The organism is Pseudomonas sp. MYb327, assembly GCF_040438925.1.
Taxonomy (GTDB): domain Bacteria; phylum Pseudomonadota; class Gammaproteobacteria; order Pseudomonadales; family Pseudomonadaceae; genus Aquipseudomonas.
Genome location: NZ_CP159258.1, coordinates 5370358 through 5385606, shown reverse-complemented (window position 1 = coordinate 5385606; position 15249 = coordinate 5370358). Strand labels below are relative to the sequence as shown.

Below are 15249 nucleotides of genomic sequence, written 5' to 3'. Positions count from 1 at the left end.
TTGGACACTTTCCTGAATGTGTACGAAGGGTTAGGCTGCGCGTTCATTTCGCCAGCACCCAGACAATGCTCCAACAACTTCTGCATGACTTCGGCTACTTTGCCTTGTTTCTCGGCACGTTCTTCGAAGGCGAAACCATTCTGGTGCTCGCAGGCTTCCTCGCGTTCCGCGGATACATGGACATTAACCTGGTGGTGGTCGTGGCGTTCTGCGGCAGTTATGCCGGCGATCAGCTGTGGTACTTCCTGGGACGCAAGCACGGGCGCAAGTTGCTGGCGCGCAAACCGCGCTGGCAGATGATGGGTGACCGGGCGCTGGAACACATTCGCAAGCACCCGGACATCTGGGTGCTGAGTTTCCGCTTTGTTTACGGACTCCGCACGGTGATGCCGGTGGCCATCGGCCTGTCGGGCTATCCACCGGGTCGCTACCTGCTGCTCAACGGCATTGGTGCGGCAATCTGGGCCACCGCACTGGCGGCCGCCGCCTATCATTTCGGCGCGGTGCTGGAAGGCATGCTCGGCAGCATCAAGAAGTACGAGCTGTGGGTGCTCGGCGCGCTCCTCGTTCTAGGCCTGGGCCTTTGGCTTCGCAGACGCTTCAAAAATGCCCGCCTGGCCAAGAAGATCTACGCCGATGAGCAAGCCTTGAAAGCGCAACAGGCCAATATCGGCGAACCTAAGACGCCAGCCGAGTGAATCGGTTTCTGCAGCAGTAGAGACCGATCCCGCTGAGCAAGCTGTAACTGAGCAGGCCGACCCAGGCCGCCGCGCTGGCCGGCCACAGCCCCACCAGCGGTGCCAGCCACACCAGCGGCACATTCGACGCCAGCCGCAGCAGCTCCAGCTTCAACGCCCACGGGCGATTCTCCAGGGCCACGCCCAATACAAACAAACCCAGTGCCACCGCACTCCAGCCCAATACCAGGGCGCCGGTCGGCAGGCTCGACTCCAGGTTCATCAAATAGCTGCCCAGCGCAATGTAGACGCAGAACTGCAACGCGACGTAAAGCTGCTGACGCCCGTCCAACGGCACTTCAAATTTGCGGAACTGGCTCAGGTCCGGTTTGTTCATCGGGTATTTCGCCGCCACGTCCGCCGGGCGCCACCCGGTGCGCATGAACCAGATCCGCAGCTTGTCCCAGGTGCTTTCGGTACGCCGGGCATCCGCCCACAACTGCGCGTAGAACTGCACGTTGGCCCAAATCGGATTCCAGCTCGCCAGCGGCGTGGTCACGCCGAAAATCACCGGTTCGTTGTCGTCCTCTTCCTGGAACGAGCCAAATAGACGGTCCCAAATAATGAACACCCCGCCGTAGTTGCGATCCATGTAGAGAGCGTTCTGTGCATGGTGAGCCCGATGATTGGACGGTGTGACAAAGAACCACTCGAACCAGCCGAGCTTGGGAATGTGCCGGGTATGCACCCAGAACTGATACAGCAGATTCAGCGCGGCAACGCTGACGAACACCAGCAGCGGCACGCCGACAACGGCCATGGGCAGATAGAAAATCCAGCTCAACAGAAACCCGGTGCTGGTCTGGCGCAGGGCGGTGGAGAGATTGTAGTCCTCGCTCTGGTGATGCACCGAATGCGCGGCCCAGAGGATGTTTCGCTCATGGCCCATGCGGTGCAGCCAGTAGTAGCAGAAGTCATAAAGGACGAAGGCGAAAATCCACACCCACACGCTGTCGGCGGAGAGCTCGAACAGCGCCAGATGCTTCAGGGCAAACGCGTAAGTGACCAGCCCCACGCCTTTGGTCAGCAGGCCCGTAGTGGTCGACAACACGCCGGTGCTGATGCTGTTGATCGCGTCTGCCACCCGATAGTTGCTCACCCCGCGCCAACGGTCGGCCAGCAGTTCGACGGCTATCAGCACAAAGAAAAACGGCACCGCATACAGAATGAAGTCCATGACGCGCCCTGATCGGAATCTTGAGGACAGATGCTATGTGTAGTCGCGAATTAACCCTATGGCAACGAGTGACAAATTAGTGGACATTTAACGCCATGAATCTGGAGAAAAAGCCCATGAGCAAAAAAGTTGCAGTGATCCTTTCCGGCTGTGGCGTGTACGACGGCGCCGAGGTCTACGAAAGCGTGATTACCTTGTTGCGTCTGGACCAGCGTGGCGCTCAGGTGCAGTGTTTCGCGCCGAATATCGCGCAATTGCATGTGATCAATCACCTGACCGGTGAAGAAATGCCCGAGTCGCGCAATGTGCTGGTGGAGTCGGCGCGTATTGCCCGTGGCGAGGTCAAGGACATCCGCGAAGCAGACGCCGAGGAGTTCGACGCGCTGATCGTTCCCGGTGGTTTCGGATCCGCCAAAAACCTTTCCAATTTCGCCGTCGAAGGCACTGGCTGCACCGTGCAACCGGACGTGCTGGCATTGACGGAAGCCTTTGCCGAGGCCGGCAAACCAGTCGGGCTGATCTGCATCTCGCCAGCCCTGGCGGCAAAGATCTACGGACCGGGCGTGACCTGCACCATCGGCAACGATGCAGAGACCTCAGCTGCCTTGAACAAGATGGGCGCCACCCACAAGGAATGCGCGGTCAGTGACATTGTCGAAGACAAGGCACGCAAACTGGTGACGACCCCTGCCTACATGCTGGCGCAATCCATCAGCGAAGCGGCGTCCGGCATCAACAAACTGGTCGACCGCGTGCTTGAACTGACTCACGAAAACGACGAATAACACCCTTACTGCAGGAGCTGGCTTGTCAGCGATGGCGTCATACCCTTCAACGCAGGTGTTGAATCTCCGATCGCTTTCGCTGGCAAGCAGCTCTTACAAGGGATCGCGTGTCGTTCAGGCGTTGCGCGTCAGCCGCGTCAGAATCCGATCCAGCGCATTGGCAAACGCTTGCTTCTCCCGCTCGCCAAACGGCGCCGGTCCGCCGCTCATCTGGCCCTGCTCACGCAGGTCAGTGAACAGGTTGCGCACGGCCAGGCGATCGCCCATGTTCTGCGCATCGAATTCCTTGCCCCGTGGGTCCAGCGCCGCCACGCCCTTCTTCACCAGGCGGTCGGCCAGCGGCACATCGCTGCAGATCACCAACTCACTGGGGACCGCATGCTCCACCAAATAGTCGTCGGCCGCATCCGGGCCGCTCGGCACCACGATCAGCTTCACCAGCGCCAGACCAGGTTTGATCTGCGGTTGCCCGGCCACCAGCACCACTTCAAACCGTCGCTTGAGGGCAAATTTCACCACCAGATCCTTGGCCGCCCGTGGACAGGCGTCGGCATCGATCCAGACACGCATCAGGTTTCCTCCGTTAAAAGCATCGCGGGCAAGCCCGCTCCTACAAGGTTAGCGCTGAACCTGTAGGAGTGGGCTTGCCCGCGATTATGAGCGAAGCGAATGCTGTTAAGCCGTCACACGCCGTTTCTCCGCCATGCGACTACGACTGTACAGCACGATGATCGCAAACAACGCCACAGCCTGGGCACTCAACGAATACGCATCCGCATGAATCCCCAACCAGTCGAACTCAAAGAACGGCACCGGCCGCGTGCCGAAGATCCCGGCTTCTTGCAGCGCCTTCACGCCATGCCCGGCGAACACCACCGACAGCGCACACAGCAAACCAGCGTTGATGCTGAAAAATAGCGCCAGCGGCAGTTTCGCCGAGCCGCGCAGGATCACCCAGGCCAGACCGACCAACAACACCAGCGCCGTCGCCCCCCCGGCCAGCACCGCATCATGGCCAGCAGGACCGGCCTGCAACCACAAGGTCTCGTAGAACAGGATCACTTCGAACAGCTCGCGATACACCGAGAAAAACGCCAGGATCGCAAAGCCAAAGCGCCCGCCACCGCCCACCAGGCTGCTCTTGATGTAATCCTGCCAGGCCGCGGCGTGACGCCGGTCGTGCATCCAGACGCCCAGCCACAACACCATGACGCTGGCGAACAACGCCGTCGCGCCTTCCAGCAATTCGCGCTGCGAGCCGCTGACATCAATCACATAGGCCGCCAGCGCCCAGGTCGCCAGACCGGCCAACAGCGCCAGGCCCCAACCGACGTTGACGCTGCGCACCGCCGATTGCTGGCCGGTATTGCGCAGGAACGCGAGAATCGCCGCCAGCACCAGAATCGCTTCCAGTCCTTCACGCAGCAAGATCAGCAAGCCGGAGATGTAGCTCAGGGACCAGCTCAAGCCGTCGCTGCCCAATAACTCGGCGGACGTTTTCAACTTGGCCTTGGCGTCGTTGAGTCGCTGCTCGACCTGCTCCAGCGACAATCCGTCCTGCAACGACTGACGATAAGCCATCAGCGATTTTTCCGTGTCTTTACGCACGTTGGCGTCGACGTTGTCCAGAGAGCTTTCGACCAGTTCGAAACCTTCCAGATACGCCGCTACCGACAAGTCATAGGCCTGATCGTGATCACCGGAACGGTAGGCCGCGATGCTCTTATCGAGGGTGGCAGCGGTGTAATCGAGCAACTGCGCCGGACCACGCTTGACCTGCGGCGGCTGCGCCCGTTGTGCGCGGAAAATGGCCGCCGCTTGCGGTCCGTCGGTAGCCTGCACTTCTGCTGGGGTCTGACGGGCCAGGTCAGCAATGTTGTAGGTCTTGTCACCGCTGGCGGTCGCTGGATCGGCGCTGAAGCTCGCGATGTAGGTCGCCAGGTCCCAACGCTGACGATCATCCAGTTGATCGCCGAAAGCTGGCATATCGGTGCCTTCGACGCCAAGGCCTACGGTGTTGTAAATCGCGTAAAGGCTCAGGTGATCCAGCCGTGCGTTGTCACGCAGATTGGCCGGCGGTGGTGTCAGACCGACACCCGCCGGGCCATCGCCAGCGCCCATGTCGCCATGGCATACCGAGCAATGCTGGGCGTACAGCGGCGCACCTCGAGTCGGATCCGGGGTAATGATCGGCGCCTGGCTGACTTCATAGGCAACGGCCAGTTTCGCGCCGAGTTGCCGCGCCTGCCGGGCGACGTCCGCGCCGTCCTGACGCGCGGTAAGCGCCTCGCGCAGCTGGCTGATGCCCTGCTCAAGCGCTGGCTTTTCCGGTTTGGCCGGCATGGCAGCCACCAGGCCTTGCAACGCCTGAGCGAATTCCAGCTGCTCGCGGTATTCGGATTCGTTGACGACCTTGCCTGCCTGCACCGCTTCCGGGTAGTCCGCACCGATGTAATCGAGCAAGTGCAGCGCTTGCGGTGCGCCTTCCACCGTGTCGGCCAGCAGATTAAAACTGCACAGGGCAAACACCGGCGCTATCAGCCAGGCCAGGAAACGGGACGGGGCAATCATGAATGAATCTCAATTGGAAACACGAAGTAACATATTGTTCCCTCCCAATGACTTTCACTCAAGCTTTGTTATGGATTCGCGGCAGGCCATAAACGAAAAAAGCGACCGGAAGAGGTCGCCTTTTTCTGTCCGACGGTTCTATACCGCGGCTTTGCGCAAGGTTGCCATGAACGCCGCCGCGCCAATGAACAGCCCCGCAAACGTGCGGTTCATGCGTTTCTGCTGCTTGGGTGTACGCAAAAGGCGCAGCACCTTCGACGCCAGCCCGGTATAACCGGCCATGACGATCAGGTCGACGCAGATCATCGTTACCCCGATCACCACATACTGAATGAGCAGCGGCGCGTGGGGATTGATGAATTGCGGGAGCACCGCCAGCATGAACACCAGCGCCTTGGGGTTGCTGATGTTCACCAGGAAGCCACGAAACACCAAAGCCATCGGTTTGCCAATCTGACGCACCGCGGCGTCATCGCTCATGTCGCTGGGCAGCGCACGCCACTGCTTGATCGCCAGATAAACCAGGTACGCCACACCGAACCATTTGATCGCATAAAAAGCGCTGGCCGATGCTGTGAGAATGGCGCCAACACCGGCGCCGACAATCGCGATTTGCACCGCCAGGCCCAGTTGCAGGCCCAAGGCGTTCCAGTAGCCGCGCCAGAAACCGTATTGCAGACCACTGGACATCGACGCAATGGCGCCGGCACCGGGGGACAGGCTGATCACCCAGCAGGCGGCGAAAAATGCCAGCCATGTTTGAAGCTCCATTGCACACCTCGACTCAAACTCGTGACAGACGTCTAAGCTAATGCGGCTTTGGGCCGATGACTACCGATTTTTTGTAGGTCATGACGACTGCTAACAGCCAAAAGCAAAAAATCGCAGGCTGCGATCTTTAAGCGCCTAAAGTTGGCTTATTTCTCAAACCCGCTCGAAGGAAACACATCGGTCCCGCGCCAACGCCGTACCGAGCGCTGGAAGAACAGGCTGTTGGGCACTTGCACCATGGCGCTGCCCGTACCCAGCTCTTCGGCCTCGATCAACGTGGTGTACAGCAAATTGATCGCGATCACCCGGCCTTTGACGCCGGGCTTGTCGGTGGTGTCCACCAACTCGACCACATCACCCAAGCGAAACGGTCCGACGGTGAAAATCAGGATGGCGCAGAGCAAATTGGAGAGCACGCTCCACATGGCGAAGAACGCCACTGCCGCCACCGCAACAAAACCGGACAATGCCGTCCAGAGCACCGTGGCCGAAACCCCAAGGCGCTCCAATACGAAAATCAGCGCACTGCCCATGATCAGCCAACGCAAGCCACCGCGAAGCGGCATCAGCAATTGCGGTGGAAACGGGTAACGCTCACCGAGACGGGTCAGGCATTTGGCAACAAAACGCTGGGCGATGTAACCGGCCAACAGAATCAGCAGGATTTGCACGCCGAGCCAGATCGGCTCGACCCACATCGCCGGTAACGGCAGCTTGAACGCGTCCATCAGGACAGCGCCTCCAGCTCCGCCTGCATGCTCTCCAGCAGTTCCAGAGCTTCCATCCAGGCTTCTTCCAGCTCCGCCTCACGCACCTTCAGCCTGGCTTGTTCGGCCAGCAGATCACGCAATTCGTTCTTGCGCGCCGGTTCGTAGATATCGCTGTCGCCGAGGCTGGCATCGATCTTCGCCAGTTTCTCGTGGAGCTTGCCCAGTTCGGCTTCGAGCTTGTCAGCCTCGCGCTTGTGCGGCGCCAGTTGCTGACGCAGTGCTGCCGCGGCCTGACGCTGGGCTTTCTTGTCGGTTTTGTCCGGGTTGACCGGCGTGTTGCTGACCGGCGCATTGCGCTGGCGGTACTCCACAAGCCAACGGGTGTAATCGTCGAGATCGCCGTCGAACTCTTCGACCTTGCCGTCCGCCACCAGGTAGAAATTGTCGGTGGTGCTCTTGAGCAAATGGCGATCGTGGGAGACCACCAGTACCGCGCCACTGAATTCCTGCAGGGCCATGGTCAGTGCCAGGCGCATTTCCAGGTCCAGGTGGTTGGTTGGTTCGTCGAGCAGCAGCAGGTTCGGCCGGTCCCAGGCGATCAACGCCAACGCCAGACGCGCCTTTTCACCACCGGAGAAGTTCAGCACCGGCTCGTCGATCCGCGCACCACGGAAGTCGAAACCGCCGAGGAAGTCGCGCAGGGTTTGTTCACGCTCGGTTGGCGCCAGACGCTGCAAGTGCAGCAACGGGCTGGCCTTCGAGTCGAGGGAATCCAGCTGATGCTGGGCGAAGTAGCCGACCACGGTGTTCTCGCCACGGGTCAATCGGCCTGCCAGCGGCTCAAGCTCACCGGCGAGGTTTTTGATCAGGGTCGACTTACCCGCACCGTTTGGACCGAGCAGACCGATCCGCGCGCCAGGGGTCAGTTGCAGCTTGACCTTCTCCAGCACGGTTCGCTCGCCGTAACCCAGGCGCGCGTCGGACAGGTCGATCAGCGGACTGGAGATCTTCTGCGATTCGCGGAAGACGAAATCGAACGGCGAATCGACGTGAGCCGCGGTCAGCTCTTCCATCCGTTCCAGGGCCTTGATCCGGCTTTGCGCCTGACGAGCCTTGGTCGCCTGGGCTTTGAAACGGGCAATGTAACTTTCCATGTGCGCACGTTGCGCCTGCTGCTTCTCGTAGGCCTGCTGTTGCTGGGCCAGACGTTCGGCGCGGGCACGTTCGAAAGCGCTGTAGCCACCGCGATACAGGGTGATTTTGCGCTGATCGACGTGGGCCACGTGATCGACCACGGCATCGAGGAAATCCCGGTCGTGGGAAATCAGCATCAAGGTGCCGGGGTAGCTTTTGAGCCACTCTTCCAGCCAGATGATGGCGTCGAGGTCCAAGTGGTTGGTCGGTTCGTCGAGCAGCAGAAGGTCCGATGGACACATCAAGGCTTGCGCCAGGTTCAGACGCATCCGCCAGCCGCCGGAGAAATCCCCGACCTGACGATCCATCTGCTCGTTGGTGAACCCAAGACCGGCCAGCAACTTGCGGGCGCGGGCGTCGGCGGTGTAGCCGTCGGCGCTGTCGAGTTCCGAGTGCAGACGTGCCTGTGCGGCACCGTCATGGGCCGCTTCGGCCGCTGCCAGCTCGCGTTGCACTTGACGCAGGCGCAGGTCGCCATCAAGCACGTAGTCGACCGCCAGGCGTTCGAGCGTGTCGACCTCCTGGCGCATGTGGGCGATACGCCAGTCGGCCGGCAGGAAGCAATCACCCGAGTCCGGGTGCAGTTCGCCCCGAAGCAAGGCGAAGAGGCTCGATTTGCCGGCGCCGTTGGCACCGATAAGGCCGGCTTTCTGGCCGGCGTGCAGCGTCAACTCGGCGTCTTCTAGCAGACGTTGCGGGCCACGCTGTAAAGTCAGGTTCTGAAGTCGAATCATAATGGCGGCGGAGTCTACCAGCTTCGCTCGCAACTGGCGCGAGTAGCACTATGTCCTCTGACCTGTGGAGCTTTTCCCTGAGTACTTATGCCCATCCGGGCGTTGAAAAGGCGTGTCTGCAATTGCAGTCGGGCGGCGTCAATGTGTGCCTGCTGCTGTGCGCAGCATGGTTGGGTCAACGGGGAACGGCCTGTAATGAACAACGCTTGAAGCAACTTCGCGACGTGACTGAGCCGTGGGACGTCGATGTCGTGCAGCCGTTGCGCGCATTGCGCACGCAATGGAAAGCCCTCGCCACGCAGGATGCCGAACTGAATGCGCTGCGCGAACAGGTGAAGACACTGGAACTGGAAGCCGAGCGGAATCTGTTGTTACGACTGGAGCGATCGGCGGAAGGTTGGCCGCAAGAGGACGCGACCGATCTTACGGTCTGGCTGGAAGGCGTAGCGGCGGGCGCCGTTCACCTGGACCGCGACGCGCTGCATCAGCTGCGCGTCGCGGTATCCGGCACTTAGGAAGCGCTGGTTGGGGAGGTGCTGGTGCTCGACGGCGCAACTGGCGTTGGCGCAGTGGTAGCTGTCGAGGTTGTTGCTGTCGGCGCAGGAGCAGCCGATGCAGATGGCGCTGGCGTGGCGGGCTTGGCAGCAGGTGCCGGAGTCGGCTTGGCAGCAGCGGCTGGTTTTTTCACGGCCGGTTTGGCAGCAGGTTTCGCGGCAGGTTTCGCAGCGGCAGGTTTGGCTGCTGGTTTCGCTGCGGCAGGTTTGGCGGCGGTGGCTGGTTTGGCGGCAGCTGTCTTGGCAGCAGCAGGTTTCGCAGCAACGGCTGGCTTGGCAACAGCAGTTTTAGCAGCCGGTTTTGCGGCTGGTTTGGCTACAGCTTTTGCCACTGGTTTAGCGGCTGATTTTGCAGCTGGCTTGGCAGCCGTTTTAGCAGCGGAAGGTTTGGCGGCCGGCTTGGCAGCAGGTTTAGCTGCGGCAGTTCTGGTCGTTGGTTTTGCGGCTGGTTTGGCAGCTGCGGTTTTCGCCACGGCGGATTTCGCAGCAGCAGTTCTCGCGGCCGGTTTGGCGGCTGCTGTTTTGGCAGCGGCTGGCTTGGCAGCGGGTTTGGCTGCTGCAGTTCTGGCAGCCGGTTTGGCAGCGCTGGCCGCGACTGGTTTTCTCGCCACAGGTTTTGTAGCAGGTTTGGCTGCGGCTTTCACCGGTGCCTTGGCGGCAGGTTTGGCGGCAGGCTTGGCCGGTGCTTTTGCAGCAGCCGGTTTGGCAGCGGCCTTCTTCGCAGGGGTCGCAGCAGGCTTGGCCGAACGCAGGGACAACGCCTTGCCGACAGCCTCTTGTACACGACCGATGCCCTGGGCCAGTTTCAGGCTTTCTTGAGCATCGCGCTTGAGTTGCAGAATGTAGCCGCGAGTGTCCGACTGACGCTCCTTAAGGGCATCAAGCAGGTCTTCCAGATCCTTCACTCCGTCCTTGGCTTTGGCTTGTGCCTTGGCCTTGCCGGCCGCTGCAGCGTCCTGCAATTTTGTGCGGGATTTGTGCAATTTTTCCTGCGCTTTTCCGCGCTGCTTTTCCAGTTTGGCGAGCAGTTTTTCAGCATCAGCCAAGGCTTCGGAACAAGCGGTTTCCAGATGCTCGAGCAAGCTGCCCGAGAGTTGTTGAAGTAAGTGCAACGGGGTATTTACAGGCTTCTTGGTGGCCGACATGGTTTACCTCCTGGCTGACGTGGGTGCGGCTCATACTAGACCTCTGCTGCTACCGCCGCTAGGGCATCTTGACAGTATCGAAAGCGTTGCGTTGCAACGAAGTGAAAATGTTCTGCGCTTGCGCAAAAGCAGTTCACCGTTGAACGCATTCCCACTGGCATAATCGCCCGCATCCCAGGTTGGAGAGTGCCCATGTCGCGCTACTTTTTTTTATCGCTGTGCGTGGTTTTTTCCGCGGCTAACGCTGCTGAAAGAACGCCGGAAAATGACGCTCACGATCTCGCTTACAGCCTGGGTGCAAGCCTCGGCGAACGCTTGCGCCAAGAGGTTCCCGACCTGCCACTTCAAGCGCTGGTCGAAGGCTTGCAGCAAGCTTATCAAGGCAAGCCTCTGGCGTTGAAGGACGAGCAGATCGAACAGATCCTGAACGAGCACGAAGCCCGGAGTGCGATGCAATCGCCCGCGCCGCAAAGCGAACTGGCGCTGGAAAACGAACAACGTTTTCTCGCCGCCGAAAAAGCCAAACCCGGTGTTCGTGAACTGGCGGACGGAATACTGCTGACAGAATTAGTGCCTGGTAACGGCGCCAAGGCAGGACCGAATGGCAAGGTGCAAGTGCTGTACATCGGACGTCTTCCTGACGGTACCGTGTTCGACCAGAACAGCCAGCCGCAATGGTTCAGTCTCGATAGCGTGATCAGCGGCTGGCGTACCGCATTGCAGCAGATGCCGGTCGGCGCAAAATGGAAACTGGTGATTCCATCGGCACAAGCCTATGGCGCCGACGGTGCGGGCGACTTGATCGCGCCGTTCACACCCCTGGTCTTTGAAGTCGAATTGCGCGGAGCTACTAGCTGAACGACGGAAACGAAAACGGCGCGCAAAGCGCACCGTTTTCAGATTCCGCAGTAAGGAAGAATCAGGCCTGAACCGAATCTTCTTCCTTGTGAGCTGTGTGCAGCACTTCGATCAGGCAGTCTTCGAGTTCGAAGCGTTCATGCAACAGCCCGCCCAACTCCTTGAACTTCTCTGCTACACATTTGCCGGCATCGCACAGGTCATTGAACGCGAGCAGTTTCTCGGTGATGACATCAATGCGTGGGTAGATGGTTTCTGCCAATTCCAGACCACGCTTGTCATTGAAAGCCTTGGCTTCCCCGGTGAGCTGTTCGTAGATCTCGAAATGCCCGGCAGACACGTAGTCGACCAGCACGCCGCAGAACTCCAGCAAGGGCTTGCGGTTTTCACCCAGCGCCTCGGGCTTGGCGCCGAGAGCATCATAGGCCCGAACCAGTTCGTGACGTTCCTGCAACCAGCGATCGATCAGCAGATGTACTCCACCCCAACGTTCCTGAGCATTCTGACAACTTTCGAGCATGGCGATCTCTCTTCCCTTGTGGGTCATGCTGCCCTACACCCGTCGCAATCCTGAAGTCAGGAGTCGGCCAGGCAGAGCGTCATCGAGCAACATAATTCCAATGACACGTGCGGGCCAGATTATGCCCGCGCGACTGTGGCTTCAAGGTACGCAGGCGATAAAGTTCATACAAGTGTTTAATCACGCACCAGGGCCCGGTGCGACGACTCGCCGCTGAGCGGTCGCTGAAAGCTGATCCAGACAAGCCGCAACAGTTGATAAACACTCAGAATCACCATCGCGACGAAGAACAGCAGACTCCATTCCGGGATGCTCAGATCAAACAGCGTCCAGGAGATCTGCGCGCAATCGATGGTGCCTTTGAACATCTGCTGCACAACACACATCCATGGGGCACTTGCGAACAGATCCCCCAGATTGGGCGCGCATGATGCCAGCTGATGCACTGGATCGTTTTGCAGCAGCACTTGTCGCCACGCCGTGGCAGTACCGGCCAGGCTGCTGGATAAACCCAGCAACCAATACAAAAAAGAGCCAAAGCGGCCGGGACCATGCACTGACGCCACCAGGCAAATACCTGTCAGCAGCGCCAGGCAAACCCGTTGCACCAGGCACAAGCCGCACGGCTTGAGGCCAACTGCATATTCCAGGTAATAGGACACGCCCAAGACCAGTGCGCCTGCAATGAAAACCGTGAAGAACAAGGATCGTGAACAGCCCAAAGACATGGCTTTTCCGTAACAGTAAGAGACCGACAGCTACGGTAGAGGAAAGCGCGACAGCCTTTCAAGGCTGCCCGGCAGGGACAGTTCAGCAGGGGTGTAGGGAATCCCCGACAGAAGCTAGAGGATCGGATGTAGTCCGTTGTAGGACTCTGCCGAAGACGCACCACGAACGGAAAAATCTGACAATGAAATGCACATTTTTTGTGAAGGACGCTTGCCTGTGGCGGGGGAGTTTGCTCCCGTTCGACTGCGCAGCAGTCGCGAAATCAAACTTCCCTATTGACTGAAAAAACGGGACAGCAAGGGGCCGCTGCGCGGCCCAGCGGGAGCAAGCTCCCTCGCCACGGGTACTTTCGTCACCCGTCGCTGCCCAGCTCAGGCATTAACCGGCACCGGCAGCGGTGCCGCCAGCAAGCGTTCGTCCAGCAAACCAAGACCTTCCTGGAACAGTTGATTGCTGCGCTCGGTATCACCCATCTGCGCCAGCAGGCGTGCCAGTTCGGCGCAGGCTTCCGGATTGCGCTGCACACGCAGGCTGCTTTCCAGATAGTCCCGGGCCTTGCCCCACAGGCTGCTTTGCAGACACAGGCGACCCAGTGTCAGCAACAGGCTTGGATCGGCCGGATGATCCTTGAGCCAACCTTCGGCGAGTTGCAGCTGCCGTGCCGGATCAGCACCGCGTACCAACCCGTAAAGGCGCGCCAGATGGCTGTCGTAGTTGCGCTTGAGTGCGGTGCGCAGGACCTCTTCGGCCTCGGCCTGAGCGCCCAATTGCCGCAGTTGATCAGCATATGCGAGTACCAATGCCGGCTCCTGACGCTGACTCGAAGTCAGTTGCTGCCAGGCGCGATTGAGTGACTGCAGGCCGACGGTGCCGTCCGCTTCCTGATGCGCAGCCAGTGACAGGTTCTCGCCCCAGGCTCGGCGTTCCAGTTCGGCCAGTTCAGCCGGTGGCAGGACTTTATCCTTGCGCAACTCTGGCAGCAGGCGAATCACCGCCGACCATTCGCCGCGCTGCTGATGCAGGCGCTGCAACTGGCGCAGGGTCTGTGCGTTATGGGGGTGACGCTCGTGCATCGCCTGAAGGGTCGCCAGGGCGCCTTCGGTATCGCCGCGATCGGTCTGCAACTGCGCGTGGTTCAAGGCGATCGCCAACTCCGCTTGGGGCTGACGCTCCAAAGCGCGCTCCAGCAGGTTGTCGCTTTGCTCGTAATGACCCTGTTCGTTCGCGGCACGGGCGGCACCGAGGTAATACAGCAACGGTTGGTGCTCGGCTTCTGCAGCCCGGGACAAATGACGCTGCGCGCTGGCCCAACGACCTTCGGCCAGATCCAGCTGACCGTGTTCGATTGCCACCTGCACCCGACGGCTGCGATTGCGCCGCGACCAGGGATTGACCACGCCGCTGGATGTCATCACCAGTTCGATCAACGCCTTGATACCCCAGATCACCAGCCAGAGCACGGCTATCAGAGCCAGTGTGGCCCACAGGCTCGACTCATAACGGAAGGACTTGTAAGCGATCAGTACGTAGCCGGCGTGCTCGGCAATCGCCAGACCCAGCGCGGCCGCAGCGGCGATGACGAGGAACACGATCACATACAGGCGCTTCATGGCGTTACCTCCTGCGTCGTGCTCTCGGCAGGTTTCGCCAGCGGCTTGATCGAGTCCTCGGCATTGACGTTACGTCGTTCAAGATAACCCTGCACCGCACTCAGCGTGCCGGCGAGGTCCGGGGTGACGACGGTGACGGGCTGCTTGCTCAATTCGGCCACCTGCTCGAGCATGACTTTGCTCTGCGGATTGTCCGGATTGAAATTACCCTTGAGCACGTCTCGCGCCTCATCCAGCGCCTGGGAGTAAACCGCTGCCTGGCCATTGAGCGCGGCCCATTGCGCCTGCTCCAGCGCCAGGCTAAGGGCGAGGCGCACCTGGCTCAGGCTCTGCCCGGCCAGCAGCGGACGAACATTTTTATCGGCATTGAAATCGATGCGGATGTATCGCGAAATCTGATCCCACCACTGCGCCCAGCGACTGGCACCGTCGCCATCGGCGGTCAGGCCTAGCAAGGATTCGCCACGGTCCTTGTACTCCGGCGCCAGCTCGGTCAGGCCTGTCACGCGGTCGCGCAGTGCACCCAGTTGCAGGAACAGCCCGGTGCGATCCGGTTGCTCGGTGCTGCGCAAGGCCACAAGGGTTTTCGCCACTTGCTCGCGAGCGGCAAAGGAGCCTGGATCGTTTTGTTCGCGGAGAATTTCGTCGGCACCCTGGACCAGGGCCTGGGCGCTGCTGATGTCCTGCAAGGCCGAAAGACGCAGGCTGGCCAGACGCAGCAAGTGCTCGGCCTCGGCCAGACGCCAATCCTTGCGGCTGGCGCCGAGGACGGTTTCCAGACGTTGATTCAGGCGCTGTTGATCGCCCTGTAACTGCGCCACCAGGCGGCTGCGTTCTTCAATCACATCGGCAGCCGGCAGTTGGTCCAGGCGTGCGCTCAGACGCTGTTCATTGAGCTTGAGACTTTGCGCCTCGTCACTCAACGCCTGCACTTGACTCAACTGCTGCTGATTAGTCGCTTGCAGGTGACGCACCTGCCAGACTCCCCACCCGCCGACGGCGACGCCGGCAGCCCCGAGCAGCAGCGCGGCGATTGCCAGCCCATTGCCTTTGCGCTGTTCTGCGGCAGGAGGTGGAGTTTCAACCGGCGCATCGAGCACTGGCTGGACGTCATCTTTAGGCAAGGCTGTTTCGCTCACGTATCCATCCTTTGC

Annotated in this window: 15 protein-coding genes; 4 read left to right on the top strand and 11 right to left on the bottom strand. The window is 60.3% G+C overall.

What is annotated here, in order from left to right:
* The first annotated feature begins 65 nt into the window (after positions 1-65).
* The gene (locus ABVN21_RS24305; RefSeq protein WP_339552606.1) at positions 66-698 is read left to right on the top strand and encodes a DedA family protein; all 633 of its coding nucleotides are present in this window, start codon (positions 66-68) and stop codon (positions 696-698) included.
* On the opposite strand, the gene ABVN21_RS24300 is transcribed toward ABVN21_RS24305, so the two are convergent.
* Positions 679-1914 carry a sterol desaturase family protein gene (locus ABVN21_RS24300; protein ID WP_339552605.1) on the bottom strand — a complete coding sequence of 412 codons (1236 nt, stop codon included), beginning with the start codon at positions 1912-1914 and terminating at the stop codon, positions 679-681. The genes ABVN21_RS24305 and ABVN21_RS24300 overlap by 20 nt on opposite strands.
* Before the next feature lie 116 nt (positions 1915-2030).
* On the opposite strand from ABVN21_RS24300, the gene elbB reads away from it, so the two are divergent.
* On the top strand, positions 2031-2699 hold the full coding sequence (gene elbB / locus ABVN21_RS24295) for an isoprenoid biosynthesis glyoxalase ElbB (protein ID WP_339552604.1): 669 nt from the start codon (positions 2031-2033) through the stop codon (positions 2697-2699).
* A gap of 114 nt (positions 2700-2813) precedes the next feature.
* Here the strand turns inward: elbB and ABVN21_RS24290 are convergent, their stop codons facing one another.
* From ABVN21_RS24290 to abc-f, 5 genes are all read right to left on the bottom strand, one after another.
* Entirely contained in the window at positions 2814-3269 is a 456-nt protein-coding gene (locus ABVN21_RS24290) for a YaiI/YqxD family protein (RefSeq protein WP_339552603.1), read from the bottom strand.
* A 105-nt stretch (positions 3270-3374) separates the two neighbouring features.
* Positions 3375-5270 (bottom strand): FTR1 family protein, encoded by a 1896-nt coding sequence (locus tag ABVN21_RS24285; protein ID WP_339552602.1) that lies wholly within the window; start codon positions 5268-5270, stop codon positions 3375-3377.
* Between the two features lie 138 nt (positions 5271-5408).
* Positions 5409-6041: a LysE family transporter gene (locus tag ABVN21_RS24280; protein WP_339552601.1), complete on the bottom strand. Its 633-nt coding sequence runs from the start codon at positions 6039-6041 to the stop codon at positions 5409-5411.
* A 146-nt stretch (positions 6042-6187) separates the two neighbouring features.
* Entirely contained in the window at positions 6188-6769 is a 582-nt protein-coding gene (locus ABVN21_RS24275; RefSeq protein WP_339552600.1) for a mechanosensitive ion channel family protein, read from the bottom strand.
* Positions 6769-8679, bottom strand: a complete 1911-nt coding sequence (gene abc-f, locus ABVN21_RS24270) for a ribosomal protection-like ABC-F family protein (RefSeq protein ID WP_339552599.1) — start codon at positions 8677-8679, stop codon at positions 6769-6771. Before abc-f ends, ABVN21_RS24275 begins: the two co-directional genes overlap by 1 nt.
* 50 nt (positions 8680-8729) lie before the next feature.
* Between abc-f and ABVN21_RS24265 the strand changes: the two genes are divergently transcribed.
* Positions 8730-9194 (top strand): TIGR02444 family protein, encoded by a 465-nt coding sequence (locus ABVN21_RS24265; protein WP_339552598.1) that lies wholly within the window; start codon positions 8730-8732, stop codon positions 9192-9194.
* Here the strand turns inward: ABVN21_RS24265 and ABVN21_RS24260 are convergent.
* A complete protein-coding gene (locus ABVN21_RS24260) occupies positions 9191-10378 on the bottom strand; it encodes an AlgP family protein (protein ID WP_339552597.1) in 1188 nt (395 codons plus the stop codon). The genes ABVN21_RS24265 and ABVN21_RS24260 overlap by 4 nt on opposite strands.
* A 192-nt stretch (positions 10379-10570) precedes the next feature.
* Here ABVN21_RS24260 and ABVN21_RS24255 point away from each other — a divergent pair, with 192 nt between their 5' ends.
* Positions 10571-11236, top strand: a complete 666-nt coding sequence (locus ABVN21_RS24255) for an FKBP-type peptidyl-prolyl cis-trans isomerase (protein ID WP_339552596.1) — start codon at positions 10571-10573, stop codon at positions 11234-11236.
* A gap of 61 nt (positions 11237-11297) precedes the next feature.
* Here the strand turns inward: ABVN21_RS24255 and rsd are convergent, their stop codons facing one another.
* The 4 genes from rsd to ABVN21_RS24235 form a co-directional block, all read right to left on the bottom strand.
* Positions 11298-11756, bottom strand: a complete 459-nt coding sequence (gene rsd, locus ABVN21_RS24250; RefSeq protein WP_339552595.1) for a sigma D regulator — start codon at positions 11754-11756, stop codon at positions 11298-11300.
* Between the two features lie 176 nt (positions 11757-11932).
* Positions 11933-12484, bottom strand: a complete 552-nt coding sequence (locus tag ABVN21_RS24245; RefSeq protein WP_339552594.1) for a disulfide bond formation protein B — start codon at positions 12482-12484, stop codon at positions 11933-11935.
* Between the two features lie 372 nt (positions 12485-12856).
* Entirely contained in the window at positions 12857-14095 is a 1239-nt protein-coding gene (locus ABVN21_RS24240) for a heme biosynthesis protein HemY (protein WP_339552593.1), read from the bottom strand.
* Positions 14092-15234 carry a uroporphyrinogen-III C-methyltransferase gene (locus ABVN21_RS24235; RefSeq protein WP_339552592.1) on the bottom strand — a complete coding sequence of 381 codons (1143 nt, stop codon included), beginning with the start codon at positions 15232-15234 and terminating at the stop codon, positions 14092-14094. Before ABVN21_RS24235 ends, ABVN21_RS24240 begins: the two co-directional genes overlap by 4 nt.
* Between the last annotated feature and the right edge of the window lie 15 nt (positions 15235-15249).

Excerpts from the sequence above, each read along its gene's own strand:
- ABVN21_RS24305 (WP_339552606.1), top strand. The coding sequence starts at position 66 with ATGCTCCAACAACTTCTGCATGACTTCGGCTACTTTGCCTTGTTTCTC.
- ABVN21_RS24300 (WP_339552605.1), bottom strand. The coding sequence starts at position 1,914 with ATGGACTTCATTCTGTATGCGGTGCCGTTTTTCTTTGTGCTGATAGCC.
- elbB (WP_339552604.1), top strand. The coding sequence starts at position 2,031 with ATGAGCAAAAAAGTTGCAGTGATCCTTTCCGGCTGTGGCGTGTACGAC.
- ABVN21_RS24290 (WP_339552603.1), bottom strand. The coding sequence starts at position 3,269 with ATGCGTGTCTGGATCGATGCCGACGCCTGTCCACGGGCGGCCAAGGAT.
- ABVN21_RS24285 (WP_339552602.1), bottom strand. The coding sequence starts at position 5,270 with ATGATTGCCCCGTCCCGTTTCCTGGCCTGGCTGATAGCGCCGGTGTTT.
- ABVN21_RS24280 (WP_339552601.1), bottom strand. The coding sequence starts at position 6,041 with ATGGAGCTTCAAACATGGCTGGCATTTTTCGCCGCCTGCTGGGTGATC.
- ABVN21_RS24275 (WP_339552600.1), bottom strand. The coding sequence starts at position 6,769 with ATGGACGCGTTCAAGCTGCCGTTACCGGCGATGTGGGTCGAGCCGATC.
- abc-f (WP_339552599.1), bottom strand. The coding sequence starts at position 8,679 with ATGATTCGACTTCAGAACCTGACTTTACAGCGTGGCCCGCAACGTCTG.
- ABVN21_RS24265 (WP_339552598.1), top strand. The coding sequence starts at position 8,730 with ATGTCCTCTGACCTGTGGAGCTTTTCCCTGAGTACTTATGCCCATCCG.
- ABVN21_RS24260 (WP_339552597.1), bottom strand. The coding sequence starts at position 10,378 with ATGTCGGCCACCAAGAAGCCTGTAAATACCCCGTTGCACTTACTTCAA.
- ABVN21_RS24255 (WP_339552596.1), top strand. The coding sequence starts at position 10,571 with ATGTCGCGCTACTTTTTTTTATCGCTGTGCGTGGTTTTTTCCGCGGCT.
- rsd (WP_339552595.1), bottom strand. The coding sequence starts at position 11,756 with ATGCTCGAAAGTTGTCAGAATGCTCAGGAACGTTGGGGTGGAGTACAT.
- ABVN21_RS24245 (WP_339552594.1), bottom strand. The coding sequence starts at position 12,484 with ATGTCTTTGGGCTGTTCACGATCCTTGTTCTTCACGGTTTTCATTGCA.
- ABVN21_RS24240 (WP_339552593.1), bottom strand. The coding sequence starts at position 14,095 with ATGAAGCGCCTGTATGTGATCGTGTTCCTCGTCATCGCCGCTGCGGCC.